Raw genomic sequence first — 23,959 nt, forward strand, 5'->3', positions numbered from 1 at the left:
ATGACCTCGCTTCGTATTACCCTGATCGGCGGCCCGACGGCCCTGATCGAAGTCGGCGGCTTTCGTCTGCTGACCGATCCGACCTTCGACGCGCCCGGCTCGTACATGCTGCCGCAGGTGACGCTCGAAAAGTTGTCAGGTCCTGCGCTCAGCGCCGACAAGATCGGTGCGGTCGATGCGGTGTTGCTCAGCCACGATCAGCACCGTGACAATCTCGACAACTCGGGCCGGGATTTTCTGAAAACCGCAAGCCGCGTGCTGACAACGGTCGCGGGGGCGAAGCGGCTCGGCGGCCATGCCGAAGGCCTGGCGCCATGGGCGAGCGCCGACCTCACCAAGCCCGATGGAAGCGCGTTGACGATCACGGCTGCGCCTGCGCGGCATGGTCCAGCCGGGATCGAGCCCATCGCGGGCGATGTCATCGGCTTCGTTTTGACTCCGGCCGATCCGGGCATCCGGCCGGTCTACATCACCGGCGACACGGTCTGGTTCGACGGGGTCGCCGAAGTGGCGAAGCGCTTCAAGGCAGGGATCGTGCTGCCTTTCGCGGGCGCGGCGCAGACGCGCGGGCCTTTCCACATCACCATGGACACCAACGACACCATCGAAACGGCCAGAGCTTTTCCAGAGGCCATGATCGTGCCGGTGCATCACGACGGATGGAAGCATCTGAGACAGAATGGCGATGATCTCAGGTCGTCGTTCGACATACTCGGTTTTGGCGCACGGCTGAAAATGCTGGAACCGGGGATCGCGACCGAGATCGAAATCGCCGCAATAGACTGATCCGCGTTGCGCGCAACGGCGGCTTCGCTGGCCGCCTGGGGGTCGCTTCCGGAACCGGAATTTGCCCACCGCGTTGTCTGGCGCGGCTGGAGCGGGCATGACAAAAGCGGTGCGAGGACCACGTCAAGAGGCTGGCCGGAACGGCCGGATACTAAAAAGCGCGCCGTCGTTCCGGTGGCGCGCTTTCTTCAAAACGCTCGGTCCGGGCCTCATCACCGGCGCGGCGGACGACGATCCCTCCGGCATCGGCACCTATAGCCAGACCGGCGCGCAGCTCGGCTACGCCGCGAGCTGGACCATGGTGCTGACGTTTCCCCTGATGGCCGCGATCCAGGAGATCTCCGCGCGGGTCGGCCGCGTGACCGGACATGGCATCGCCGGAAACGTCTGCCGCCATTATCCCGCAAGCCTCCTGAACGGCATCGTCGCACTGCTGTTCGTCGCCAACACCATCAACGTCGCCGCCGACCTCGCCGCCATGGCGGATTCGTTCAAGCTTTTGTTCGGCGGCCCCGCATTCGCCTATGTGCTTTTCTTCGGCGTCACGTCGGTCGCAGCGCAGATCTTCCTTGATTACGCGCGCTATGTCGCCGTCCTGAAGTGGCTGACGCTGAGCCTGTTCGCTTATGTCGCCGCGCTTGCGGTCGCGCGCGTGTCCTGGGGCGAGGCGCTCGCAGGACTGCTGATTCCACGCGTCGAGTTCACCGCACCGTTTCTCACCACCGTCGTCGCCATCCTCGGGACCACGATCTCGCCCTATCTGTTCTTCTGGCAGGCCTCGCAGGAGGCCGAGGATCAGCGCGTCGATTCCGGGAAACGGCCGCTGATCGACCGGCATCACGGCGCGCGAAAGGAATTCCACCGCATCCGCGCCGACACCATCGTCGGGATGGCGTTCTCGAGCCTGATCGCGGTCGCGATCATTCTCACCGCCGCCGCGACGTTTCATGCCGCCGGCAAGACCGACATCGAGACCTCGGCGCAGGCCGCTGAAGCGTTGCGGCCGATCGCGGGCCAGTTTGCTGAGGTGATTTTCGCGCTCGGCATCGTCGGCACCGGACTGCTGGCGGTTCCGGTGCTGGCGGGTTCGGCCGCCTACGCCGTCGGCGAGGGACGGCGATGGCCGGTCGGGCTGGCGCGCAAGCCGAAGGAGGCGGCCGCGTTCTATGCGGTGCTGGCGCTGTCGGCGGCGATCGGAATCGCGCTCAACTTCACGCCTGTCGATCCCATCCAGGCCTTGTATTGGAGCGCGGTCATCAACGGCGTGCTCGCGGTCCCGGTGATGGCGCTGCTGATGGCGATGGTGCGCCGCCGCGACGTCATGGGCGGGTTTATCGTCACGGGCATGCTGTACTGGCTGGGGTGGCTTGCCACCGTCGTGATGGCCGCGGGAGTCGTGGCAATGGCCGTCGCATGGGCGCTGTAGCGCGTAGTCCGCAAAACTGGATATCGGTTTTGCGGCAAGAATCCGCGCGAGCTACGGATTGATCATCAGTCCCTGCGGAAGACGATCGACGCCATCCAGCCCGCCATCAACCCCATGCACGCTGTCGCCACGCCGTAAAGGACGCCGTGCTGTCGGGCGGCAGTGGCAACGAGATGCTCGAAGCCGACCTTGACGATCTCGAACGCCGTATCGGTCTTTGCGATCAGCGCGCCGCCGGCAAGCAGCTTGATGCCGATGGTGTAGGTGCCGGTCGGCACCTCGGCCGGAAGCGGAATGCCGGTGCGGAACAGGCTCGGCGTCAGGAAGGTCACGGCCGAGGTGTTCTCGCGGTACAGTCCATGTTCCATGCGCAGCCTTATGAAGGCGCGGCGGAACGGGTCGCTCGCCACGACGTCGGCATAGTCGGAGCCGACGCGCTGGGTCAGCAGCACGTTGTTCAGTCCGAGTTGCTGCCGGCGCAGGACGTCCGGCGCCGCGATCTTGTCCAGCGGCCGGTTGGCGAAGGTCGCGAGATAGGCCGGGACCTTGAGGAATTGTCGCGAGCCGGCATTCACCCAGATGCCGAACCTGCGTTCCTTGCGACGCGTCACCATGTCGATCCCTGGACCCCTGACGGTCACGACGAGATCGTAGCCGGAGCGCGGAACCGGGGTATCGCCGTCGCGCTCGATGGAGCCGAACAGCACCAGCTCCTCCCCTGAATAGTTCGGCGTCACGGTGATGCGATGGTTCGACACCGAGACGATCAGGTGTTCGGCGCGCACATCACCCGCGATGAAAGTCGTGCCGAGCAGCAGCGCCAGGCCCATCGCCGAGCATGTCGCGCGCGTCCTCATATGCCGCCCGTGGTCTCGCGGACGGTGTAAAGGTCGGCGGGACGAATTCCCAGCTCGACCGCAAAGCGGATCCCGACCGCCAGGATCAACAGCCCGAGCAGCAGGCGCAGGTGTTCGCCGCGGATGCGCTGGCCGGCGCGGGCGCCGAATTGCGCGCCGGTCACGCCGCCGGTCATCAGGATCAACGCCAGCACGGCGTCGACGAGGTGATTGGTGGCGGCGTGCAGCACGGTGGCGAACGTCATGGTGACGAGGGTGAGCAACATGGAGGTGCCGATCACGGTCGACGTCGGTACGCGCAGCAGGTAGATCAGCAGCGGCACCAGAATGAAGCCGCCGCCGATGCCCATGATCGCGCCGATGAAGCCGATGAAGAGGCCGATGGCCACGACGGGAATGGCCGACAGGTAGATTTTGGATCGCTTGAACCGGACTTTCAGCGGCAGGCCATGAACCCAGCCATGGCCGCCCGGACGCCGCCGCAGCAGCGCGGTCTGGCCTTGCCGGGTCCGCAGCATGGCGCGCAGACCCTCCCAGAACATCGCTCCGCCGACGCCGGACAGCAGCACCACGTAGGCCAGCGCGATCAAAAGATCGAGCTGGCCCAGTTCGCGCAGCCGCGTGAAGGTCCAGACGCCGAGCGTGGTGCCGACCATGGCGCCGCCCAACAGGATCAGCGCGAGCATCGGATCGATCGCGCGCTTGCGCCAATAGGACAGCGCGCCGGAGAAAGAGGAGGCGGCGATGTGGCTCGCGACCGTCGCGACCGCGACTGCGGGAGTAATGCCGACGAATATCAGCAGCGGCGTCATCAGGAAGCCGCCGCCGATGCCGAACATGCCGGATACGAAACCCACCGCCGCGCCCATCGCCAGGATGAGGAACACGTTGACCGGAAGATCGGCGATCGGGAGATAGAGCTGCACGCGCGTTCGTTTTCGGATTTCGCCGCGGGCCGGCCGGCGCCTTTCCGCAGCATGGACCTTCGGTTGCGGCGCGGCCGCAAGCCGCGTCTCCTGCATAACCGAAATCATCAGCGGCCGGGGTTAAAGAATTAGGGACGGGCCGGCTTTTTCGCCGGGCGCGCCGATCCGGTCCGAAGGTGGCGAATACCTGGATTAACGGGCGACGTGTCCGGCCATCGCCCGCTTTGCGGTTGCGGGCCGCTTTGCCGTCGTGGATCGGGCTGCCGTGGTTTTGGCGGGAGCCCGCGCGGTTGCGCCGTCCCATCCGCCGGCGGGGGCTGCGACGTTGATCGCATCGTCAGGCTGAGGCTTGGGAACGAACGTTTGAACCTCCAGCTTGGCCGCCGCCAGCGTCTGTGGATCGAGGCGCTTGGCGATCTCGTCGCGCTTGCGACCGGAATCCACGTCGCCCTGGGCGGCTGCGAGGCTGAACCACTTGTAGGCTTCCGCAAGATTCTGTTCGATGCCGATGCCGCGGGCATAGAGAATGCCGATGTTGAACTGGCTGTCTGTGACGCCGCGCTCGGCCGCCTTGCGGAACCACTGCGCCGCGCTCGTGTAGTCGGCGCCCTTGCCGCCGCCGTCGGCGTCGAGCACCGCGAGGTTATGCATGGCCTTTGCATTGTCCCGTTCGGCCGCTTGCATGTAGTAGCGGCGCGCCGCGTCGAGATCCTTGGCGACCCCGAGGCCTTTTTCATGCAGGGTGCCGAGCCTGAACATGGCGGGTACGACGCCGGCTTGCGCGGCGCGATCATACCATTTCGCGGCTTCGACGTAATTGACGGCAACGCCCTTGCCCTCCGCATAGCGGAGGCCGACCTCAAATGCCGCTGCGGGGTCGCCGTGGAGCGCTGCGGTCCGCAGCTTCGGGCCGCCGATGCCATCGGGGAGTGATTCCGAACGGGGAATTGCGATCGGCTGCGGTGGATGTTCCTCCGGGACGGCTGCGGGTGCGATCGGAAGCGAGCCGGTGACGTCGGCGGATGTGGTCTCCGGCGGGCTCGACGGCGCCAGCTCCGACGGGGATTCGGCCGGAGCCGGACTCCCGGCCGACGGCGGCGAATTCATCGATTGCCGGTCGATCGGCGTCGGCGAGGTCATGGACGGCATTTCGGGAATCGCGCCCGGGTGATCCGTTCCGGGCTGGGCGTCAGCGTCTGCCGGCGGTTTTGTTTCGGGCGAGGTGACCGGACCGGGTTCGCTGACCGCTGCGCGCTGGTTTCCATCGAGCAGCGACATTGCGAGCTTGAAACCGCCGAGTACGATCACGACCACGCTGGCTCCGACCAGCAGCGACCGGATCTTGGAAGTGAGGCCGGAACCGCCGCCTGCGGCGGGACGCGCCGGCTCGATGGCGATCTTGGTTCGGCCGGCCTTGTCGGACGACGGCGCCGCGGCGGTGGCTGCCCGCGCTGCGCGGCGCGCAGCCGCGATGAATGATGAACCCGATTGCTCGCCGGGCGTCCCGGTAATGTCGCCGAGCGCGCTCTCAGAGGCCGCGATGCGCGCCGCAGCTCCGCGTGCGGGCGGGCGGGTCCCCGGTTCCAGCGGATGATCGGGTGGCAGGTCCGGGTCGATCGCCGGACGCGGTGACTGCGGGCGCGGCGTTGCCGATTGTGGGAGGTGCTCGGGCTCGAAGCCGTCCGTCCGGGTTTCGGGCGTCGCGCGCGGCGGGATCGGACCTGACGCCGGAGCGGCGGGAGCGGGCTGCGGCGGCGCCGTCTGCGAGAGAACGGGATTGGGGAGTTCGGGCTTCGGCGGCAGATGCGCGGGCGATTCCGGAATCGCGCCGCGAGACGGTTCGGCCCGCGGGCCGGGCATGGCGCGGACTGCGCGCAGATCGCCTTCGATCATCGCGAGCCGATCGACCACGTGCCCGAGCGTATTATGAACGGCCTCAAGCGCGTCCTGGGTGTGACGGTCGGTTTCCGACTGGCAGAAGCGCATCTCCGACAGTTCGCGCTTGATCGCCTCGACGACCTCGCTGTCCATGGCCAGGCCTGCGCTGCGCGGACCGCCTTCGGCCAGCGCCGCGAGTCCGGCCTGCTGCCGTTCCAGATGATGCAGGATGTCCTGCAAGCCTTCCTCGACACGCGTGAGATTGATTCCTGCGAGATCGGCGCCTGAGCGGCCGCCGGCGGTCTCCAGGCGTTCGAGCAGCAGCGACACTCGCTGTTCGAGATGCGCCAGCGTCGCCGACGAATCCTGACCGGCCGGCAGACGGTCGAGACGGTCGGACAGCGCGCGTACGGCTTCCTCGAGTTGCTCGGAACTGCCGGAGACGGGGCGTTCGCGGTTTTCCAGAGTCGCCGTCAGCGCAGCGACGCGCTGTTCCAGCGCGGAGAACGAATCGCCATTGCCTTCGGACCGGCCGAGCAGGTCGACTTTCGACGACAGCAGAATGAGATCGTCGCTAAGCCGCGCCAGCGCTTCGTTGGAGGCGACGTTGGACACGATGCCGCGAAGCGCGACGATCGCGTTTTCGAGCTGCTGCACCACGCCGTTGTCGCCGCTGTCGCGCACGATCGTGTCGATCTTGGCGCCGAGATTGCGGATTGCGTCGTCGAATCCCGCAAGTTGCTCAGCCGGCTTCAGCGATCGCAGCGCGTCGTAGATCTCATTGAGGGCGCGTTCGATATTGGCCAGCGCCTGGCCGTCGCTGCCGCTTTGGCGCACGTCGTCGATGCGCCGCGACAGCAAGCGAATCTCGTCCTCGATCGATTCGATCGCGCGGCGCGGCATCGCCTCCGTGATGATGTGGCGGATACCGGCAAGCTCGCTGCGGAATGCGATGATCGACTGCTCGATCCCGTCCGGGCGCTGCAGCGATTCGATCTGGCTCGTGATCTTGAAGAGCTGCCGCTCGAGGCTGGAGAAATCCGATGCCGGCCGCAACGTCGTCATCGCCGGGGCGACGGGGGACGAGCCGGGCGACGGCGATGCGCGCGACGCGCCGTCGAGTTCATGCTGGCGCGCGGCGACTTCCGCGATCGCGAATTCGAGCGAGACGGGATCGGGCGGCGTCGACCGGCTGTAGATCTCGGCTGCGGCGCGCTCGACCCGGTCGGCGCGGTCCTGCGCATTCTCCGCGGGCGCGTGGGCGGCGACACGGGCGAGGCGGGCGTCAAGCCGCGAAATGGCGTCGTTGAGCTGGCGGGCGACGGCAGGTTCGCCGTGCGTGGCCGGGCTCGACAACTGATCGATCTGACGCGTGATGGAATCGAGCCGCTGATGGATGTCCGCGACGTCGCGGCTGTCCTGGCTCGGGACCGGCGGCTGCGTCATCCGGGAATCCGGGATAGCGTTGCCAGCCGTGGAATTGAGCCACTCGTTGAGGGACATGCCAGCCCGTCGCGCAGCGGCTTCGGCCCGCTCGCGAACGGATGGTTCGGTTCCGTCGTCGCTCCACGATCCGCGCGAATTCATGCTGTCGTCCGGTGTCTGAACTGGCGCATCCGATGCGCCCACAGGTTCCGCGCGCCCCCTTCGATAGACAATCCCAAGCCGGCGCACCCTCTGCATCTCGGGCTCAACCTTTTCGTGTTAGGGTAAACAACGGGTTAAGGAGCCGGGCGGCCGCCGCCAAAAGTTGCATTTTGGGACAGGATGCGCGGCCCAGGCAGGCCAATGCAATCGATGATTGCATTTTCGACAAGGCACCCTTCAAACGAAATCCCGGCCGCGGTTGCGCATATAAAGAATTTGCAGCCGAGCCCGGAAATCGTCGACCACCTCGACCGACGCGAGCATGACGACCCGAAATTCGGAGGAGTGAGCGGATTCGGGCGGAATCGCCTTCGTCGTGCTTCCCGCTCGCCGGTGGTTGCCCGCGCCTCGGACGCGTCGGGAGTCGCGATTGATGCAGTTGCATCGAGTGCGGTAAGCTGCCGGCGGCGCATAGGGGTTTCATGACGAGACGCAAACCGTCGATCGAGGCCGCCGCTGCCTGGATTCGCCTGATGCGCGTGCGGAGCCGGGTGCTGGCTGCCGTGGAGCAGGAGTTGAAGAAGGCTGGTTTTCCGCCGCTGGCCTCCTACGACGCGCTGCTCGCGCTGTCGCGCGCACCGGCAGGCGAACTGCGGCCGGTCGAACTGGAAAAGCGGATGCTGCTGCCGCAATACGCGACCTCGCGTTTGATCGACCGCCTGGTGGAGGAGGGGCTCGCGATGCGGCGCGAGTGCAAGGCCGACAAGCGCGGTCAATTCGTCGAGATCACCGACGCCGGGCGCGAGCTGCGGAAGAAGATGGGACAGGCCTATTCGATGGCGATCGAAAAGCATGTCGGCTCCAAACTCTCCGACGCAGACGCAGCAAAGCTTTGCGGGCTGCTTGACCGGCTCGGTTGTTCCTGCAATGAGGCTCAGGCGCTGGCTGTGAGAGACGGTGCGTCGGCGCGATGATGTCTCTCTCGCCATTCGCGATTGCGGACCGTCGTCCGGTTTGCATTCCCTACCTGCACCGCGTGCGTTCGGTCGAAACGCTCCACACCTGGATTTTTCATGGCGCGTGACCAGATCGATATGACGCCGCTGCAATCGCGCGACCAACTGGTGGCGTGGCTGGAAGCCGGCGTGAAGCCCGCATCCGAATTCCGCATCGGCACCGAGCACGAAAAAACGCCGTTCACGCTTCAGGGTCACGACCCCGTGCCTTATGAAGGCTCGCGCGGCATCGGCGCGTTGCTCGAAGGCATGCAGCTTCTGCTCGGCTGGGAGCCGATCATGGAGCAGGGCAACATCATCGGCCTTCATGACGTCACCGGCGGCGGGGCGATCTCGCTGGAGCCGGGGGGGCAGTTCGAACTGTCCGGCGCGCCGGTCGAGACGGTGCATCAGACCCAGTCCGAACTCGCCGCGCATCTGGCGCAGGTCAAGGAGATCGCGACGCCGCTCGGCATCGGGTTTCTGGGCCTCGGCATGACGCCGTCATGGTCGCGGGCGCAGATTCCGATGATGCCGAAGGGGCGTTACCGGATCATGCGGGATTACATGCCGAAGGTCGGTCGCTACGGCCTCGACATGATGTTCCGGACCTGCACGGTGCAGACCAATCTCGACTTCTCGTCCGAAGCCGACATGGTCAGGAAGCTCAGAGTCTCGGTCGCGTTGCAGCCGGTTGCGACCGCGCTGTTCGCCAATTCTCCTTTCACCGAGGGCAAGCCGAACGGCTTTCTCTCGTTCCGCTCGGAAATCTGGCGCGACACCGACAACGCGCGCGCCGGAATGATACCGTGGGCGTTCGAGGACGGCATGGGGTTCGAACGCTGGGTCGACTACGCGCTCGACGTTCCCATGTATTTCGTCAAGCGTGGCGAAAACTACATCGACGTGTCGGGCTCCTCGTTCCGTGATTTCTTCCACGGCAGGAACCAGGCCATCCCCGGCGAGCGGCCGACCCTTTCGGATTGGGCCAATCATCTGTCGACGATTTTTCCCGAGGTGCGGCTCAAGCGCTATCTGGAAATGCGCGGCGCCGATGGCGTGCCGTGGGGGCGCCTGCCCGCGCTTCCGGCGTTCTGGGTCGGATTGCTCTACGACGACGCCAGCCTCGATGCGGCCTGGGATATCGTGAAGCGCTGGAGCGCATCGGAACGTCAGGCGTTGCGCGATGACGTGTCGCGGATGGGTTTCAAGTCCCGGATCAAGGATCGTTATCTGTTCGAGGTCGCGAAGGAATGCCTGGTGCTGGCGCATGCGGGTCTGCGCCGGCGCGGCCATGTCGATCATCTCGGCCGCGACGAGTCGCGGCATCTGGAGCCGCTCGATCGCATCCTGGACTCGGGCCGCTCTCCCGCCGAGGAGATGCTGGAGAAGTTCAACGGCGCATGGGCAGGATCGGTCGAGCCGGCCTACAGCGAATACGCATTCTGAAATCCGCGTGGGACGAGGAATCGAGACTCGGCCGATCTTCGGATCAGCGGCGAGCTCGTTCATCCACCATACATCAAGGTGTCGATTTAATGAGCCGCGTCCGCGCTCTTCTTGTCCGGGATACGCTGTTTTGCGGCATCTGTTGAAAGCCTGCGCATTGAGAATCGGCTTAATCGTGCTGGCGGGGCTGTCATCGATGGCCTTTCTGGTGGCGCGACCGGCGCATGCCCAGACCAATTTCGACCGGCCCGGCGCCGATTATCTGCGAATGTCGCTGCGCTCGGGCGATCCGGCCGACTGCGCGCTGGCGTGCGAGCGCGACCGCCATTGCCGCGCCTGGAGTTTCAGCTATCCCAGCGAACGTTCGGAGGTAGCCGTCTGCTGGCTCAAGAATGCCGTTCCGCCGCGGATCGCGAATCCGTGTTGCGTATCCGGCGTGCGTGGAGCGGGCGTGATCGAGCGACGAATCGGCCCGGTCGAAACATCGACGGATCGTTCCGGGGGCGACTATCGCGTCTTCGAATTCAAGAAAGACGAGAGAGCCGATGCCGATCAGGTCTGCCGGCATGCGTGCGATGCCGACAGCAAGTGCCGGGCGTGGACCTATGCGCGGCCGGGCTATGCCGGCAAAGCCGCGCGGTGTTTTCTGAAAAAGGAAATCAAGCCGCCGCGCCGCCGGCCGGGCTTCACGTCCGGGGTGGTGCGGTAGGCGCCGGTCGCATCAAGCGCCGTGGGGCGCTTGCGATCACGCTTGATTAATGCCGCTATAATGCCGTTCAGTGCCTTCTTCGACGCCGGCGCGCCACTGGCGGAGCAGAAGCGGCTCGACGCGCGCGCGCGTCGCCTTGGACAGGCGGATCAGCATCATCGGATGATCGCGGTAAGGGTCGGTGACATAAAACACCTCTGGCCGGCTTTCTATCAGGACGGCACGCTCGTCCTGCGGTACGCCCGGCATGACGAGACTGTCGCCGTCCTCTTTCAGCCGCACCGGCATCTTCTTGCACACCTTGAGGGCAGGCGTGCCATAGGAGGTGCCGTCCTCCACCTCAGGCCAACGCAGCGCGATGGCTCTGATATCGTCGAAGGTCATGGCGCGCGGTCCAGCGCGTAGCCCGCAAGGCGGACACCGGTTTTTTTTAATGCACCGCCGTGAAAAAACGCGCGAGGCGGAAACCCGATAGCCAGGTCCACACCGGCTGGCTGCGGATGCCCAGGTCCCATGATCCGACGATGGCATCGACCCGGCCGACCAGGTCGTCGGTCGGGAGCAGGCCGACGCCGCCCTCGCGCACGGGCACGCGGCTGTCCGCGGAATTGTCGCGGTTGTCTCCCATCACGAACAGATGGCCCGGCGGCACGGTCACCTCCGCCGTATTGTCGAGCCGGCCGTTGTCGTGAATCTTGAAAATAATGTGCGAGACGCCGCCCGGCAGCGTTTCCACATAACGTTGCGCAGGTTCGCTCGAGCCGTTGTCGTTCTCGGCCTCGCCGAGGCCGTCCGGTTTCAGCTCCGCCGCATGGCCGTTGATCCAGACACGACCGTCGCGCATCTGGATGTGGTCGCCGGGCAGGCCGATGACGCGCTTCACCCAGACCTGCGAGCGGTCGCCGGGCCAGCGGAACACAACGACGTCGCCGCGTTTGGGCAATTCGCCGAAGACGCGCGATGTCTCCGGAAAAGAGATATGGATTGGCATCGAGGCGGTTGAGTAGCCGTAAGGGTATTTGGTCGCCAGCAGCGCGTCGCCGATCAGAAGCGTCGGCTCCATCGAGGCCGACGGCACATAGAACGGCTCGGCCAGCGCGCCCTTGGCGATCAGCACCACCAGCACGATCGCCGCGATCTGGACGATCTGTCCGCCCCAGCGGCGGGCCAACGAATCCGATGTCGAGGAGTCCGTGCTCATCCGCCCGTTCCTCCGACCGTGATCCGTTCCATGCGCAGCGTCGGCTGGCCGACGCCGACCGGCACGCCCTGTCCGTTCTTGCCGCAGGTGCCGACGCCGTCGTCGAGCGCGGTATCGTTGCCGACCATGGTAATGCGATGCAGGTCGGTCGGTCCGTTGCCGATCAGCATCGCGCCCTTGAGCGGCGCGCCGAGCTTGCCGTTCTCGATCCTGTACGCCTCGGTGCACTGGAACACGTACTTGCCCGAGGTGATGTCGACCTGACCGCCGCCGAAATTCGCGGCGTAGATGCCGTTCTTCACCGAGGCCAGGATTTCCGCGGGGTCGCGGTCGCCCGCCGGCATATAGGTATTGGTCATGCGCGGCATCGGCACATGGGCATAATCCTGGCGGCGGCCGTTGCCGGTGGGCTTCATCCCCATCAGCCGGGCGTTCTGGCGGTCCTGCATGTAGCCGACCAGGATGCCATCCTCGATCAGCACGGTGCGGCTCGTCGGCGTGCCCTCGTCGTCGATCGACAGCGAGCCGCGCCGCGCCGAAATGGTGCCGTCGTCGACCACGGTGACGCCCTTGGCCGCGACCTGCTGACCCATCAGCCCCGCGAAGGCGGACGTCTTCTTGCGGTTGAAGTCGCCCTCCAGGCCGTGCCCCACCGCTTCATGCAGCATCACGCCGGGCCAGCCGGGACCGAGCACCACGTCCATCTCGCCGGCGGGCGCAGGAATCGATTCCAGATTGACCAGCGCCTGACGGATCGCGTCGTCGGCGACCGATCGCCACGCCTTGGTCTCGATGAACCGGGCATAGCCCTCGCGTCCGCCATAGCCGTGGCTGCCGGTTTCCTGCCGGTCGCCCTGTCCGGCGACGACGGAAATGTTCATCCGCACCAGCGGGCGGATGTCGCGGTAGCTTTCGCCGTCCGGCCGCATGATTTCGACAACCTGCCAGGTCGCGCCGAGGCTGACGGACACCTGGCGTACCCGCGGATCCTTGTCGCGGACATAGGCGTTGATTTCGGCGAGCAGCTTGACCTTGGTCTCGAAGCCGAGGCCGTCGAGCGGATTGTCGTCGCCGTAGAGCCGTACGTTGGTGCGTGAGGGAGCTGCCGCGAAGGTCCCATCATAGCCGCCGCGCACGGCGCCGACGGCATCGGCGGCGCGGATCAGCGCGGGCATCGAAATGTCCGACGAATGAGCATAGCCGACCGCGTCGCCCTTGACGGCGCGAAGCCCGAAGCCTTGCGAGGTGTCGTAGGTCGCCTGCTTGAGGCGGCCGTTGTCGAACATCAGCGCCTCGCTCTGGCTGTACTCCAGAAACAGTTCCCCGTCGTCAGCGCCTTTGAGGCCTCGCGCCACTTCGTTGCGCACGGAATCGCGATCGAGATCGGCACGGTCGAACAGGGAGGTAGTGAGGGGGCTGGTCATGGCTTGCTCCGAATTCAACGCGAATATGCGGCCGTTCCGTGTCGTCCGAAGCGGTCGAGGTTCAAGATAGGCACGATTGCCGCAAAAAGGGAGACTCTTTCGAAATCTTCATTCGGAGGGTTCGGATCAAATCGCTACGGCAGTTTGTCGTAACCTTCGCCCAGCCCGTTCAGGCTGAGCGGGAAACCGATGCCCTCCTCGGGCGTCTCGAAGATGATGAACGTCGCGGTCTTGGCGCTGCGCAACTGCCCGAGCAGCTTGTCATCCAGCACGACCTCGGCCACGCAGCCGTTGGGAAGACAGCGAACGAACCCGGCGCGACCGACGTCGACATTGTCGAGTTTCAGGCCGAGGCCGGAGGGCAGCAGCACGCCAAGCGGCGCCACCACCCGCATCAGCCGGCTTTTCTGGTCGGCGGTCTTGAGCACGATGACCGTCAACCCGGCGTTGGAGCGGTCTTCCGCCACCACGCTCTGGATCAATGCGCATTGCTCGGCCTTGGCGCCGGGCGGGGTGTCACAGCGGATCTGCCAGTCGCCATGGACCGATTTGACCGCTCCCTGCGCGTTGGCGGCGCCGGCGAAGCCTGCAACGAGGAAGACGGCGGCCCAGCCCGTCAAAGTGCGGACCGGCTGACGATCCGCCACGGCTTTGCGTCCTGAGCTATGCCTGATATGCCGTTTCAAAGGCCCCATCCGGGTCGATCCCCTGCTCTCACATGCCACACTCTGGCTCGCCGGCCTGACCGGCAATGACGGCGCCTTGAAGGCGATCGCGCCCCGGATCAGCCCGAACCGATGCCGATTCTGTGAGGCCGGCTGGCGTCTGTGCCTACATCGGGCATTCCGCCTGTCAAGCGGCATCCGGCCGCAACGGTCCGGTTGCGTTCTGTTTTATCCGTCGGATGCGGTTGCCCGCCGAATGCGCTGGACCGCGGTTCGACGGCATTGCTCGACTCGCTGTCTTGGTCCTTGCGGGGTGCGACAAATTATGGTTTGAGAGGGGCGGCTTTGGACGCATTCTAGCCAAACGGCTTACCGGCCGTCCGTGGAAAGCGTCATGTCGACCAGCAGACTTGCCGCCGGCGGGAACTGCTTAGGGGGTTCGTTTAGGGTTTATTTATGACAAGGAGCGCGAGCGGCATGAAGATGTCGAAGGGCCTGATTGGCCGCCGGTTTGGCCGCCGGTTTCTGGGATTGGCGTTTTTGTTGGCGGCGGTTGCTGCCGGAGGGACGGTTTCGGCGGAGGAGCTTGTTGGTCAGCCGAATGCATGGGCGCTTGACCTGCAGGGCGGCGTGACGCCGGTGATGGACAGCATCGCGAAGATGCACAACGGGCTTCTGGTTGTGATCACGTTGATCACGCTGCTGGTGACGTCGCTTTTGGTGATTGCGATGGTGCGGTTCAACGCGCGGGCCAATCCCGTGCCGTCGAAGACGACGCACAACACGCTGATCGAGGTTGCGTGGACGATTATCCCGGTTTTGATTTTGGTTGGCATTGCGGTTCCGTCGTTCCGCCTGCTGTTTGAGGAGCTTGACATCCCGAAGGCCGACCTGACGGTGAAGGCGACGGGCAAGCAGTGGTACTGGAGCTATTCCTATCCGGACAACGGCAAGTTCGAGTTTGACTCGCTGATCGCGGAGGACAAGAAGCCGCGGATGCTTGCGGTGGACAACGAGCTGGTTGTTCCGGTGAACAAGGTGGTTGTGGTTCAGGTGACCGGGGCCGATGTCATTCATTCGTTTGGCGTTCCGGCGTTTGGGATCAAGGTGGACGCGATTCCGGGCCGTCTCAACCAGACCTGGTTCAAGGCCACCAAGACCGGCATGTTCTACGGGCAGTGCTCGGAACTGTGCGGCCGGGATCACGCCTTCATGCCGATTGCGGTGCGGGTGGTGAGCGATCAGGATTTTGCAGCCTGGGTTGAGACCGCGAAGAAGAAGTTTGCTTCGAACCCGGAGAACGCGGTGGCGTCGGCTGCCGACGTGATGCGCTAGGCGAGAGCGACAGCCACAAGGTTCGAAGGACTTCAAGGGACGAAAGACAGGATTAGACAATGTCAACAACCGCAGCATCTGCTCACGACCACGACCATGATGACCATGCGCACCACCCGACCGGGTGGCGGCGCTTTGCGTATTCGACCAATCACAAGGACATCGGGACCATGTACCTGGTGTTCGCCATCGTTGCGGGCATCATCGGCGGCCTGATGTCGATGGGCATCCGGGCGGAACTGATGTATCCCGGGGTGCAGGTTTTCCATCCCGCCCACGAGTACAACGTGTTTGTGACCTCGCACGGCCTGATCATGATCTTCTTCATGGTGATGCCTGCGATGATCGGCGGCTTCGGCAACTGGTTCGTGCCGCTGATGATCGGGGCGCCCGACATGGCGTTTCCGCGCATGAACAACATCTCGTTCTGGCTGCTGCCGGCGGCGTTTGCGCTGCTGCTGCTGTCGACGGTGATGGAGGGCGAGCCGGGGGCGCTTGGCGCGGGCACGGGGTGGACGCTGTACGCGCCGCTGTCGACGAGCGGCCATCCTGGACCGTCGGTGGACTTCGTGATCCTCGCGATCCATCTGGCCGGCGCGTCGTCGATTCTGGGCGCCATCAACTTCATCACCACGATCTTCAACATGCGCGCGCCCGGCATGACCATGCACAAGATGCCGCTGTTCGTGTGGTCGATCCTGGTGACGGTGTTCCTGCTGCTGCTGTCGCTGCCGGTTCTGGCGGGCGCGATCACGATGCTGCTGACCGACCGCAACTTCGGCACCACGTTCTTCGCGGCCGACGGCGGCGGTGATCCGGTGCTGTTCCAGCATCTGTTCTGGTTCTTCGGTCACCCCGAGGTGTACATCCTGATTCTGCCGGGCTTTGGCATGATCAGCCACGTTGTGTCGACCTTCTCGAAGAAGCCGATTTTCGGTTATCTCGGCATGGCCTATGCGATGGTCGCGATTGGCGGCATCGGCTTCGTGGTGTGGGCGCACCACATGTACACGGTCGGCATGGTGTCGTCGGCGCAGGCCTACTTCGTCGCGGCGACCATGGTGATCGCGGTGCCGACCGGCGTGAAGGTGTTCTCGTGGATCGCCACCATGTGGGGCGGCTCGATCGAGTTCAAGGCGCCGATGCTGTTCGCGCTCGGCTTCATCTTCCTGTTCACGGTCGGCGGCGTGACCGGCGTGGTGCTGGCCAATGCGGGCGTCGATCGCGTGCTGCAGGAGACCTACTACGTCATCGCGCACTTCCACTACGTGATGGGCATTGCCGCGGTGTTCTCGATCTTCGCGGGCTGGTACTACTGGTTCCCGAAGATCTCCGGCTACATGTACAACGAGACCATCGCCAAGGTGCACTTCTGGCTGATGTTCATCGGCGCCAACGTCCTGTTCTTCCCGCAGCACTTCCTTGGTCTGCAGGGCATGATGCGGCGCTCGGTCGACTATCCGGATGCGTTCGCGGGCTGGAACGAGGTCTCGTCCTACGGCGCCTTCATGGCGGGGCTGGGCGCGTTGGTCTTCCTCTACGGCCTGGCCGATGCCTTCATGCGCAAGCAGCCGGCAGCGGACAATCCGTGGGGCGAAGGCGCCACCACGCTGGAGTGGACGCTGTCGTCGCCGCCGCCGTTCCACCAGTTCGGAACGCTGCCGAAGGTGCAGTAATGTGACTGTGCGCGGCGCGCCCCTCGTGCGCCGCGCACCCAACAAAGCGAACCGGACGCGGCGCGCCTGAGGCGCCGCGCACCCCCAACAAAGCGAGTTGTGTCGTGTCGGTTGTCGATCAGAAAGCCATCGAACTGCCGCCCCGGGTCTCGGAGGCGAGCGTCGCCGATTACTTTGCGCTGCTGAAGCCGCGGGTGATGTCGCTCGTGATCTTCACCGCGCTGGTCGGACTGATGATCGCGCCGGGCCACGTTCACCCGGTGCTGGGCTTCATTTCGATCCTGTGCATCGCGGTTGGCGCCGGCGCCTCCGGGGCGCTGAACATGGCGCTCGAAGGCGACATCGACGTGCTGATGTCGCGCACGGCCAACCGGCCGATCCCGCGCGGCCGCATCACGCGCGGCGAGGCGATCGGGTTCGGCCTGACGCTGTCGTTCTTTTCGGTGATGACGCTGGGCACGCTGGTCAACTGGTATGCCGGCGGGCTGCTCGCCTTCACGATCTTCTTCTACGTGGTGATCTACACCATGGGACTGAAGCGGCGGACCGCGCAGAACATCGTGATCGGCGGCGCCGCCGGGGCGCTGCCGCCGGTGGTGGCGTGGGCGGCGGCGACGGGGTCGCTGTCGGTCGAGCCGCTGCTGCTGTTTCTGATCATCTTCTTCTGGACGCCGCCGCATTTCTGGGCGCTGGCGCTGTTCCGCTCCGACGATTATGCCCGCGCCGGGGTGCCGATGCTGCCGGTGGTCGCCGGTCCCGATGCGACGCGGCTGCAGATCCTGCTCTATACCATCGTGCTGGTGGCGATCGCCGCCGCGCCCTGGCCGCTCGGCTATTTCGACTGGGTCTACGGCATCACCTCGCTGGTGCTGGGCGCCGGCATGTTGGTGCTCGCGATCAATGTCTACCGGCGCGCCACGCGGCGTCTGTTCGCGTTCTCGATCCTCTATCTGTTCGCGCTGTTCGCCGTTCTGCTGCTCGATGTGGTCGTGAAGGCCGTCGCGCCGTTGATCTGGTAGAGAGGGCGCATGGTGCGATGGACAGCCAAGACGAGAAGCCGGACAGGGTCGTTCTCACCGAGGCCCAGAAGAAGCGCCAGCGCGAGCGGTCGATCGCGATCGCCTGGGCGCTCGGAATCCTGGTCCTGCTGTTCTTCGCGGTCACCTTCGTCAAGGGGCCGGGCGTTCTCGTCCGGCCGATGTGATTGACATGACCGGCGCGCCGCACCACCCGCAGCAACCCGTCCCGACGACGTCCCCGGCGACCCCGGCCGCGCCGAAGGCTGCGCGCCGCGTCGGCCGCGACGTGAAGATCGGCGCCGCCTGCGGCCTGCTGGTCGCGCTGATGATCGGGGCGGCCTATGCGGCGGTGCCGTTCTACAACTGGTTTTGCCGCGCCACCGGCTTCAACGGAACCACGCAGGTCGCGAACGTGGCGCCGAAGGCCGCGCCGCTTTCGCGCACGGTGGCGGTGCGCTTCGACTCCAACATCTCCAGCGGGCTGCCGTGGAAGTTCGCGCCGGAACAGACCGAGATAAACGTGCGGATCGGCGAGGTCGCCACCGTGTACTACACCGTCACCAGCACGGCGGCCGCGGCCACGACGGGGCAGGCGGCCTATAACGTCACGCCGCTGACGGTCGGATCGTATTTCACCAAGATCAACTGCTTCTGTTTCACCGAGCAGACCCTGGCGGCGGGCGAGAAGCGGGAGATGGCCGTTGTCTTCTATGTCGATCCGGCGTTCGCCGCCGACAGCGAGAACGACGGCGTCAATACCATCACCCTGTCCTACACGTTCTTCCCGGTGAAGGACGCCGCGCCCAAGCCGGTGGCGGCGGGCGAACCGGACAGGCCAGGGGGAAGTGGAAGTATCTGACCTTCGACGGCTGAGGCGTTTGTTTTTGAGATCAATATAAGGTGCCCGATTCCGCCCGGCACCGCTAACGGAGAGAGACCGCAATGGCTACGGCGCAAGTCAAGCACGATTATCACCTTGTCGACCCGAGTCCGTGGCCGATCGTCGGCGCGACCGCGGCCTTCATCATGGCCGTCGGCGCCATCCTGTGGATGCACCATCTGACCGCGGCCGCGCCGATCATCTTCGGCATCGGCCTGGTCGGCGTGCTCTACACCATGGCGAACTGGTGGTCGGACGTGATCCGCGAGGCCGAACACAAGGGCGACCACACCCGCGTGGTGCAGATCAGCCACCGCTACGGCATGATCCTGTTCATCTGCTCCGAGGTGATGTTCTTCGTCGCCTGGTTCTGGGCCTTCTTCAATTCCTCGCTGTTCCCGGGCGATCCGGTGCACATGACGCGCGATGCCCTGTTCGGCGGCGTCTGGCCGCCCAAGGGCACCGAGGTCTTCGATCCCTGGCACCTGCCGTTGCTCAATACCCTGCTGCTTTTGACCTCGGGCACCACGGTGACCTGGGCGCATCATGCCCTGCTCAATGGCGACCGCAAGGGGCTGAAGTGGGGGTTGATCTTGACCATCGCGCTCGGCGCCACCTTCACCGCCGTGCAGGCCCACGAATATTCGGAAGCGGCCTTCCACTTCGCCGGCAACGTCTATGGCGCCACCTTCTTCATGGCCACCGGCTTCCACGGTTTCCATGTGATCGTCGGCACCATCTTCCTGATCGTCTGCCTGTTCCGCGCCAATGCGGGACACTTCTCGCCGACCCAGCACCTCGGCTTCGAATTCGCCGCCTGGTACTGGCATTTCGTCGACGTGGTGTGGCTGTTCCTGTTCGTCTGCATCTATGTCTGGGGCAATGGCGCCGCCGCCATGGCACACGCCGCGCATTGATCGGACGAAACCTGCTCACTCTTCAAGGGCATATCAAGGGCGGCCGCGGGGCCGCCCTTTTCTCTTCCGGAGAAGGCCGATGTCCAGTTTCTACCCCCGGGCGACCTTGGCCCAGAGCATCCTGCGCGGCCTCGCCTGCAAATGTCCGCGCTGCGGCAAGGGCAGGCTCTTTTCCGGGTTCCTGACGCTGCGGCCCTCCTGCGAACGCTGCGAACAGGATTACTCCTTCATCGACGCCGGCGACGGACCCGCCGTCTTCATCATCCTGATCGCAGGATTCATCGTCGTCGGCTGCGCCCTCGTCGTCGAGGTCAAGTATCAGCCCCCGTTCTGGGTCCACGCCGTGCTCTGGATCCCCCTCGTCCTCGCCGTCACCCTCCTCCCCCTCCGAGCCATGAAGTCCCTCCTCATCAGCCTCCAGTTCCATCACAACGCCGCAGAAGGACGGCCCATCAAAAAAAATCCACTATGAAAAACCCAAAGGGCCGGGCGCGCGAGAAGTTAAACCTTGCCGCTCGACCGGAATGGCCTTGTTCTGACGGCGCCGCGCGAGCATAACCCTCAAAGCCGGAATAGCTTTAGCGCGTGTTCCGTAAAACATTTCCGAAAAAGCGGACACCTGTTTTGCGATCAGAACACGCGCCGCGAGTTAATGATCGAGAGCATTTCTTCACGTGAACCGGATTCCATTTGGAGCATGATCTTTTCCGAAAGCCGGTTTCCACTTTTCGGATTCATGCTCCGGATATTTGGCAACATACGCCGCCGTTGGAGGCCGGCTTGACGCACTATCTTTCGACTCGGGGTGAAACCCGGAAACTCGGATTCTGCGACGCGATGCTGAGCGGGCTCGCCCGCGACGGCGGTCTCTATGTGCCCGAGGTCTGGCCGCGGCTGCCGCCCGAGACGATCACGGGATTTTTCGGCCGACCCTATTGGGACGTCGCCGTCGAAGTGATCAAGCCGTTCGTTGCAGGCGACATCTCCGATTCCGATCTCGGACGCATGGCCAGCGAAGCCTATGCGACGTTTCGGCATCCGGCGGTCGTGCCGCTCGACCAGATCGGGCCCAATCAATTCATGCTGGAGTTGTTTCACGGTCCGACGCTCGCGTTCAAGGACGTGGCGATGCAGCTCCTGTCGCGGCTGATGGATCACGTGCTGGCGCAACGCGGCCAGCGGACTACCATCGTCGTCGCGACCTCGGGCGATACCGGCGGCGCCGCGGTCGATGCGTTCGCCGGCCGCGACAACGTCGACCTGATCGCGCTGTTCCCGGATGGCCGCATTTCCGAAGTGCAGCGGCGCATGATGACCACGAGGGATGCGTCAAACGTCCACGCGCTCGCGGTCAAGGGCACCTTCGACGACTGCCAGGCGATCGTGAAGGGGCTGTTCAACAATCACCGTTTCCGCGACGAGGTCTCGCTTTCCGGCGTCAACTCGATCAACTGGGCGCGGATCGTCGCGCAGGTGGTATACTATTTCACTTCGGCCGTCGCGCTCGGCGCGCCGGCGCGCACCGTCGATTTTACCGTTCCGACCGGTAACTTCGGCGATATTTTCGCCGGCTACGTCGCGAAAAAAATGGGGCTGCCGGTGCGTTGCCTGCGCATTGCCGCCAACGTCAACGACATCCTGGTGCGGACCTTGAAGAGCGGCGTCTACGAGGTGCGCGAGGTTCATGCCACCGCATCGCCCTCGATGGATATCCAGGTGTCGTCGAACTTCGAGCGGCTGCTGTTCGAGGCGACCGGTCGGGATGCCGCGCGGGTGCGCGCGTTGATGGCGTCGCTGCAGCAGTCCGGCCGCTTCGTGCTGCCGGAGCAGGTTCTGGCCGCTATCCGCGGCGATTTCGACGCCGGGCGCGCCGACGGGACCGAGACCACGGCCGCGATTCGCGCGGCGTGGCGGGGCGCCGGCGATCTCGTCGATCCCCATACCGCGGTGGCGCTGGCGATAGCCGGTCGCGACACCTCCGACCCCAAAATTCCCAATATCGTGCTGGCGACGGCGCATGCCGCGAAGTTTCCCGATGCGGTCGAGGCCGCCTGCGGCGTGCGGCCGCAGTTGCCGGCGTGGCTCGACGGGTTGATGAGTCGTCCCGAGCGGATCACGGTCGTGACCAACGATCAGGCGGAAATCGAACGGTTCGTGCGGTCCGTCAGCCGCGCCGCCAAGCACGGAGTTGCCGGATGAGCGTTGACGTGACCAAGCTGCCTTCCGGCCTCACGGTTGTCACCGACACCATGCCGCATCTGGAAACGGCCGCACTCGGCGTCTGGACGGGGGTCGGCGGCCGGGACGAGAGGCTGAACGAGCATGGCATCTCGCACCTGCTCGAACACATGGCGTTCAAGGGAACCACCACGCGGTCGGCGCGGGAGATCGCCGAGGAAATCGAGGCGGTCGGCGGCGATCTCAATGCCGCCACCAGCGTCGAGACCACAGCCTATTACGCGCGGGTGATGAAGGCGGACGTTCCCCTCGCGCTCGATGTGCTGAGCGATATCCTGTCCAATCCGAGCTTCGCCGCGGACGAACTCGAGCGCGAGAAGAGCGTCATCGAGCAGGAAATCGGTGCCGCGCAGGACACGCCCGACGATGTCGTGTTCGAGCATCTCAACGAGCTCTGCTATCCCGACCAGCCGATGGGGCGCTCGCTGCTCGGCACGCCGGAAACGCTGAAGCGGCTCAACAGTGATATGCTGCATGGATATCTCACGACTCACTATCGCGGGCCGGACATGGTGGTGGCCGCCGCGGGGGCGGTCGAGCACAAGGCGGTCGTTGCCGAGGTCGAACGGCGTTTTGCAGGCTTCGACGCCGCGCCGGCGCCGAAGCCGCAGGCGGCGAAGTTCGGCCAGGGCGGCTCGCGCGTGGTGCATCGCGACCTCGAGCAGGCGCATCTGACGCTTGCGCTTGAAGGATTGCCGCAGACCGATCGCTCGCTGTTCTCATTGCAGGTGTTCACCAGCATTATTGGCGGCGGCATGTCCTCGCGGCTGTTTCAGGAGGTCCGCGAGAAGCGTGGGCTGTGCTATTCGATCTACGCCTTCCATGCGCCCTTTGCCGATACCGGGTTCTTCGGACTCTACACCGGCACCGATCCGAGCGACGCGCCTGAGATGATGGAAGTCGTCGTCGACGTCGTCAACGAGGCGGTGGAGACGCTGACCGAGGCCGAAATCGCGCGCGCAAAGGCGCAGATGAAGGCCGGCCTGCTGATGGCGTTGGAGAGTTGCAGCGCCCGCGTCGAACAATTGGCGCGCCATATGCTCGTCTACGGGAGGCCGCAGAGCGTGTCCGAATTGATGGCCAGGATCGATGCCGTTACCGTCGAGTCGGCCCGCGACGCGGCGCGCGGCCTGCTGGCACGCAGCCGCCCCGCGGTCGTTGCGCTCGGCAACGGCAGAGGACTCGACACGGCGGTCGCTTTTGCGGAAGGATTGGCGCAGTCGAAGGCCAGAGCGCTGCTTCACTAGAGTCTGATTCAACGCCTGTTGAAACGAACCCTAGATTGAGATTGGGCTGGCCGGAACGGCGTCGAGGAGCGGCCCATGGCCCTGTTTCGTTTGCCATCCAGCGCGCCGGCGCTCACGCCGCGGGGACAGGGCCTGCTGCTGCGGGCGCCGGAGACGTCCGATTTTCTGCAATGGACGCGGCTTCGCGAGTATAGCCGCGCCTATCTGACGCCATGGGAACCGATCTGGCCATCGGATGACCTGACGCGCGCCGGCTTCCGGCGGCGGCTGCGTCGCTACGCGGAGGATATCGCCGGCGACAAATCCTATCCGTTCGTCGTGTTCCGAGAATCCGACGGCGTCATGCTCGGGGGCGTCACGCTTGCCAACGTCCGGCGCGGCATCGTGCAGGCCGGCACCATCGGATACTGGATCGGAGAACCCTATGCGGGACAGGGCTATATGACTGCGGCGCTGCGGGTATTGCTGCCGACGCTGTTTGGCGAACTGAACCTGCACCGTATCGAGGCCGCCTGCATTCCCGGCAATGTGCCGTCGATCCGGGTGCTGGAAAAATGCGGCTTCAAGCGCGAGGGACTTGCGCGGCGCTATCTCTGCATCAACGGGATCTGGCAGGACCACCTGTTGTTCGGGATGTTGCACGAGGATTTTCACGACTGAGCCTTTCCCAAGATCGCGCGGACGCGGGTCGCGAGCGCGCCGCGTTCAGATTTGCGTGAACAAACCGTCAGGACCTGGCGGATG

22 protein-coding genes are annotated in these 23,959 nt (G+C 65.0%); 15 read left to right on the forward strand and 7 right to left on the reverse strand.

The window, feature by feature from the left end:
• Both ACMDCM_RS14985 and ACMDCM_RS14990 read left to right on the forward strand, forming a co-directional pair.
• Positions 1-786 (forward strand): MBL fold metallo-hydrolase, encoded by a 786-nt coding sequence (locus ACMDCM_RS14985; RefSeq protein ID WP_412774294.1) that lies wholly within the window; start codon positions 1-3, stop codon positions 784-786.
• 97 nt (positions 787-883) lie between these two features.
• Entirely contained in the window at positions 884-2,212 is a 1,329-nt protein-coding gene (locus tag ACMDCM_RS14990) for an NRAMP family divalent metal transporter (RefSeq protein WP_412774295.1), read from the forward strand.
• Positions 2,213-2,277: 65 nt separating this feature from the next.
• On the opposite strand, the gene ACMDCM_RS14995 is transcribed toward ACMDCM_RS14990, so the two are convergent.
• From ACMDCM_RS14995 to ACMDCM_RS15005, 3 genes are all read right to left on the reverse strand, one after another.
• Positions 2,278-3,069, reverse strand: coding sequence for a TIGR02186 family protein (locus tag ACMDCM_RS14995; RefSeq protein WP_412774296.1), 792 nt, complete (start codon positions 3,067-3,069; stop codon positions 2,278-2,280).
• Positions 3,066-3,995 (reverse strand): sulfite exporter TauE/SafE family protein, encoded by a 930-nt coding sequence (locus ACMDCM_RS15000; protein ID WP_412774297.1) that lies wholly within the window; start codon positions 3,993-3,995, stop codon positions 3,066-3,068. The genes ACMDCM_RS14995 and ACMDCM_RS15000 overlap by 4 nt, the downstream gene beginning before the upstream one ends.
• A 192-nt stretch (positions 3,996-4,187) precedes the next feature.
• Positions 4,188-7,460 carry a tetratricopeptide repeat protein gene (locus ACMDCM_RS15005; RefSeq protein WP_412774298.1) on the reverse strand — a complete coding sequence of 1,091 codons (3,273 nt, stop codon included), beginning with the start codon at positions 7,458-7,460 and terminating at the stop codon, positions 4,188-4,190.
• 482 nt (positions 7,461-7,942) lie between these two features.
• Between ACMDCM_RS15005 and ACMDCM_RS15010 the strand changes: the two genes are divergently transcribed.
• From ACMDCM_RS15010 to ACMDCM_RS15020, 3 genes are all read left to right on the forward strand, one after another.
• On the forward strand, positions 7,943-8,434 hold the full coding sequence (locus tag ACMDCM_RS15010) for a MarR family winged helix-turn-helix transcriptional regulator (protein ID WP_412774299.1): 492 nt from the start codon (positions 7,943-7,945) through the stop codon (positions 8,432-8,434).
• Positions 8,435-8,533: 99 nt separating this feature from the next.
• A complete protein-coding gene (locus tag ACMDCM_RS15015; RefSeq protein WP_412774300.1) occupies positions 8,534-9,904 on the forward strand; it encodes a glutamate--cysteine ligase in 1,371 nt (456 codons plus the stop codon).
• A gap of 196 nt (positions 9,905-10,100) precedes the next feature.
• Complete coding sequence (locus ACMDCM_RS15020) at positions 10,101-10,613, forward strand: PAN domain-containing protein (RefSeq protein ID WP_412774769.1); 513 nt, start codon at positions 10,101-10,103, stop codon at positions 10,611-10,613.
• 36 nt (positions 10,614-10,649) lie between these two features.
• Here ACMDCM_RS15020 and ACMDCM_RS15025 read toward each other — a convergent pair whose 3' ends face one another.
• The 4 genes from ACMDCM_RS15025 to ACMDCM_RS15040 all read right to left on the reverse strand — a co-directional run bounded on the left by ACMDCM_RS15025 (position 10,650) and on the right by ACMDCM_RS15040 (position 13,933).
• Positions 10,650-10,997, reverse strand: coding sequence for an MmcQ/YjbR family DNA-binding protein (locus ACMDCM_RS15025; RefSeq protein ID WP_412774301.1), 348 nt, complete (start codon positions 10,995-10,997; stop codon positions 10,650-10,652).
• Positions 10,998-11,043: 46 nt separating this feature from the next.
• Positions 11,044-11,814 carry a signal peptidase I gene (gene lepB, locus ACMDCM_RS15030; RefSeq protein ID WP_412774302.1) on the reverse strand — a complete coding sequence of 257 codons (771 nt, stop codon included), beginning with the start codon at positions 11,812-11,814 and terminating at the stop codon, positions 11,044-11,046.
• Positions 11,811-13,238, reverse strand: coding sequence for a metalloprotease TldD (gene tldD, locus ACMDCM_RS15035; protein WP_412774303.1), 1,428 nt, complete (start codon positions 13,236-13,238; stop codon positions 11,811-11,813). The genes lepB and tldD overlap by 4 nt, the downstream gene beginning before the upstream one ends.
• A 134-nt stretch (positions 13,239-13,372) precedes the next feature.
• A complete protein-coding gene (locus tag ACMDCM_RS15040; protein ID WP_412774304.1) occupies positions 13,373-13,933 on the reverse strand; it encodes an invasion associated locus B family protein in 561 nt (186 codons plus the stop codon).
• Positions 13,934-14,380: 447 nt separating this feature from the next.
• Between ACMDCM_RS15040 and coxB the strand changes: the two genes are divergently transcribed.
• The 10 genes from coxB to ACMDCM_RS15090 all read left to right on the forward strand — a co-directional run bounded on the left by coxB (position 14,381) and on the right by ACMDCM_RS15090 (position 23,875).
• Positions 14,381-15,238 (forward strand): cytochrome c oxidase subunit II, encoded by an 858-nt coding sequence (coxB, locus tag ACMDCM_RS15045; protein WP_412774305.1) that lies wholly within the window; start codon positions 14,381-14,383, stop codon positions 15,236-15,238.
• Positions 15,239-15,297: 59 nt separating this feature from the next.
• The gene (ctaD, locus tag ACMDCM_RS15050) at positions 15,298-16,914 is read left to right on the forward strand and encodes a cytochrome c oxidase subunit I (RefSeq protein ID WP_412774306.1); all 1,617 of its coding nucleotides are present in this window, start codon (positions 15,298-15,300) and stop codon (positions 16,912-16,914) included.
• Between the two features lie 104 nt (positions 16,915-17,018).
• Positions 17,019-17,933 carry a heme o synthase gene (locus ACMDCM_RS15055; RefSeq protein ID WP_412774307.1) on the forward strand — a complete coding sequence of 305 codons (915 nt, stop codon included), beginning with the start codon at positions 17,019-17,021 and terminating at the stop codon, positions 17,931-17,933.
• A 17-nt stretch (positions 17,934-17,950) separates the two neighbouring features.
• The gene (locus ACMDCM_RS15060; RefSeq protein WP_412774308.1) at positions 17,951-18,118 is read left to right on the forward strand and encodes a CoxF protein; all 168 of its coding nucleotides are present in this window, start codon (positions 17,951-17,953) and stop codon (positions 18,116-18,118) included.
• Between the two features lie 5 nt (positions 18,119-18,123).
• Positions 18,124-18,792 carry a cytochrome c oxidase assembly protein gene (locus ACMDCM_RS15065; protein WP_412774309.1) on the forward strand — a complete coding sequence of 223 codons (669 nt, stop codon included), beginning with the start codon at positions 18,124-18,126 and terminating at the stop codon, positions 18,790-18,792.
• 83 nt (positions 18,793-18,875) lie between these two features.
• Entirely contained in the window at positions 18,876-19,730 is an 855-nt protein-coding gene (locus ACMDCM_RS15070) for a cytochrome c oxidase subunit 3 (RefSeq protein ID WP_412774310.1), read from the forward strand.
• 79 nt (positions 19,731-19,809) lie between these two features.
• Positions 19,810-20,202: a DUF983 domain-containing protein gene (locus tag ACMDCM_RS15075; protein ID WP_412774311.1), complete on the forward strand. Its 393-nt coding sequence runs from the start codon at positions 19,810-19,812 to the stop codon at positions 20,200-20,202.
• A gap of 308 nt (positions 20,203-20,510) precedes the next feature.
• Complete coding sequence (gene thrC, locus ACMDCM_RS15080) at positions 20,511-21,929, forward strand: threonine synthase (protein ID WP_412774312.1); 1,419 nt, start codon at positions 20,511-20,513, stop codon at positions 21,927-21,929.
• Entirely contained in the window at positions 21,926-23,215 is a 1,290-nt protein-coding gene (locus tag ACMDCM_RS15085) for a M16 family metallopeptidase (RefSeq protein ID WP_412774313.1), read from the forward strand. The genes thrC and ACMDCM_RS15085 overlap by 4 nt, the downstream gene beginning before the upstream one ends.
• A gap of 75 nt (positions 23,216-23,290) precedes the next feature.
• Positions 23,291-23,875: a GNAT family N-acetyltransferase gene (locus tag ACMDCM_RS15090; RefSeq protein WP_412774314.1), complete on the forward strand. Its 585-nt coding sequence runs from the start codon at positions 23,291-23,293 to the stop codon at positions 23,873-23,875.
• The last annotated feature ends 84 nt before the right edge of the window (positions 23,876-23,959 follow it).

It is taken from the genome of Nitrobacter sp. (genome assembly GCF_047149785.1).
Taxonomy (GTDB): Bacteria; Pseudomonadota; Alphaproteobacteria; order Rhizobiales; family Xanthobacteraceae; genus Nitrobacter.